Consider the following 2,524-nt stretch of genomic DNA (forward strand, 5'->3'; position numbering starts at 1 on the left):
GTGCACTGGCGGTCGGTATGGATTGGGTAGTGGCGGTGCTGGTGATCAGCAGCCTGCTCAATGCGGCGTATTTTCTCCCGATACTGCACCGGCTCTGGTTTGCTGAACAGTGCGAGCCGTGGCCCCACGAGCGCCGTTGGGGGCGCCTTGAAACCAGCGCCTGGCTGCTATGGCCGCCGTTGATTACTGCCGCTCTTATGCTGGTAGCCGGGCTGATTGCCAACCTGCCATTCAGCCCCCTGAGTTGGGCTGAGTTGATTGTGGCAAGGGAGGTGGCGCTGTGATGTTTGCGTCAAACCTCTTGCTGTTGTTGGCGATTATCCTGCCGCTGGCCTCGTTGTTACTGGCGCTGCGGCCCGCTTGGCAGCAGGCTTAGCGTTACTGTTTGCCCGTGTTGCCCTTGCCCGCCTTTTTGGCAGGCCTGACATTGGGGCCAGACGCGTCCCTTGAACTGCCGGGGTTGCTGTTAGGCGGCCTGTGGGGGCTGGATGAGCTGCGCCAGGTATTCCTGGTTCTGACGGCAACGCTTTGGCTGGTGGCCGGTGTCTTCGCCGTCGGCTATCTGAAGGTACATTACCTGCGGCGTTTCTGTGTGTTCTGGGCGCTCACCCTGGCCGGGAATCTGGGGCTGGTGATGGCCCAGGATATTGCCAGCTTCTATAGCTTCTTCGCCCTGATGACCTTTGCCGGTTATGGCCTGGTGGTGCACGAGGGAACGGGAGAGGCCAACCACGCGGGGCGCGTCTACCTGGCCATGGCGGTGGTGGGTGAAATGGCCATTCTGTCGGGGCTTCTGATGGCCGCACAACAGGCCGGTAGTGGCTTGTTGGCCGATCTGCCTGCCGCCGTGGCGGAGGCCGACCGGCGCTGGTTGATCATGTTCCTGTTGTTGGCGGGATTCGGGGTGAAGGCGGGCCTGCCACTGCTGCATTTCTGGTTGCCCCTGGCGCACCCGGTCGCGCCGACGCCAGCCAGTGCGGTGCTCAGTGGCGCCATGATCAAAGCCGGCCTGTTGGGTTGGCTGGTCACTTTGCCGTTTGGTGAGGTGTCTTTGCCGGATTGGGGCAATGCGCTGGTGATCCTGGGCGCTGTCGGTTCCCTGGGTGGTGCTGTGCTGGGTGTGCGCCAGCGGCGCCCGAAAACCGTGTTGGCCTATTCCAGCATTAGCCAGATGGGCCTGATGACACTGATGGTGGGCGCAGCGCTGGCCAATACCGAGTATGCGGGCCCGCTGTTTGCGGTGATGGCGCTGTACGTGCTGCATCATGGCCTGGCCAAAGGTAGCTTGTTCCTCTCTACTGCCATGGCGTTGCCGGCGGGACGGGGTGGTCAATGGCTGTTGTGGCTGTTGATCGCATTGCCGGGGCTGTCGCTGGCGGGGCTGCCGTTTACCAGTGGCGCTGCCAGCAAGCTGGCCATGAAGGAACTGCTCAAGCCGGGCAACTTCGAGTTTGCGATGGCGCCCTACCTGCCCATGCTGATGAGCGCGGGGGCTGTGGCCACCATGTTGCTGGTATGGCGTTTTTTGTGGGTGCAGCGGGCAGCTGCCAGTGTTGGCAGCAATCCTGCGTTTATGTGTCTGGGTTGGGGCCTGGCCACGGCTGGCAGCCTGGTACTGTTCTGGTGGTTGCCCTGGCCCGGGGCCGTGCCGGATAAAGCCTGGCTAGCCACCATGGTTCATGAGGCCTGGAGCCTGTTCTGGCCCATTCTGGCGGCCACGGTTATCGCGGCGCTGGCCTGGCGTTCAGTCAAACAGCGATAGCTGGTTGTCCGGCGGCGGCTGGCTTGCCGGTTTCGGCCGTGTTTGATGCGGTCCCTTGCGGCTGCCGTGGCGGTGCAGCACCCGGCCAGTCTCTTCCCGGCTAACGTGTTGTTTTCGGAAGTCGCCCACCGCTTTGCGCGCCGCCCGGGCCGCCTGTTCATGGTCACATACCGGCGCAATGTAGTTGTTGCCGCCGAACTTCGCTTTCTGGGCGGGTGTCATTAACCAAGGGGTATGGATCATTTCTTCGGGAACCCCGGCCAGCTCCGGAATCCAGCGGCGGATAAACTCGCCGTGCGGGTCCAGCTTCTGGCTTTGCAGCACCGGATTATAGATGCGCAGGGCGTTGATGCCGGTCAGGCCGGATTGCATCTGGGTCTGGGAATAGTGAATGCCCGGCTCGAAATCGGTAAACAGTCGCGCCAGGTGCAGGGCAGGTTCACGCCAGTGCAACCACAGTTGGTAGCTGGCTACCGCCATCAGCATTGCCCGCATTCGGAAATTGAGCCAGCCGGTGTGTTGCAGGCTGCGCATGCAGGCATCCACCAGAGGCCAACCGGTTTGACCTTGTTGCCAGCGCTGCAGCCGTTCGGAATCGTTCGGCCCGGTTTTCATGCCCTCCAGTTCCCGGTGCATGGCGCGGAATTCCAGCTCCGGTTCGTCTTCGAGTTTCTGGATAAAATGACAATGCCAGTGCAACCGGGAGCGAAAGCTGGTCAGGCTTTTCTGTTTCCGGGGCAGGGTATTACGGTGAATGCCGGC

The 2,524-nt window shown here is 62.1% G+C and carries 3 protein-coding genes; 2 read left to right on the forward strand and 1 reads right to left on the reverse strand.

What is annotated here, in order from left to right; genetic code table 11:
* Together IQ216_RS13295 and IQ216_RS13300 are read left to right on the forward strand one after the other, a co-directional pair.
* On the forward strand, positions 1-284 hold a 284-nt coding region (locus IQ216_RS13295; RefSeq protein WP_228007519.1), incomplete at its 5' end, for a hypothetical protein.
* Positions 285-394: 110 nt separating this feature from the next.
* Positions 395-1,762 carry a complex I subunit 5 family protein gene (locus IQ216_RS13300; RefSeq protein WP_193815851.1) on the forward strand — a complete coding sequence of 456 codons (1,368 nt, stop codon included), beginning with the start codon at positions 395-397 and terminating at the stop codon, positions 1,760-1,762.
* Here the strand turns inward: IQ216_RS13300 and IQ216_RS13305 are convergent.
* Positions 1,745-2,524: FAD-binding domain-containing protein (locus tag IQ216_RS13305; protein ID WP_193815852.1), on the reverse strand; the 780-nt coding region annotated here is incomplete at its 5' end. The two genes, IQ216_RS13300 and IQ216_RS13305, sit on opposite strands and share 18 nt — an antisense overlap.

Origin of the sequence: Cyanobium sp. LEGE 06143 (assembly GCF_015207535.1) — a bacterium.
GTDB lineage: Bacteria > Cyanobacteriota > Cyanobacteriia > PCC-6307 > Cyanobiaceae > NIES-981.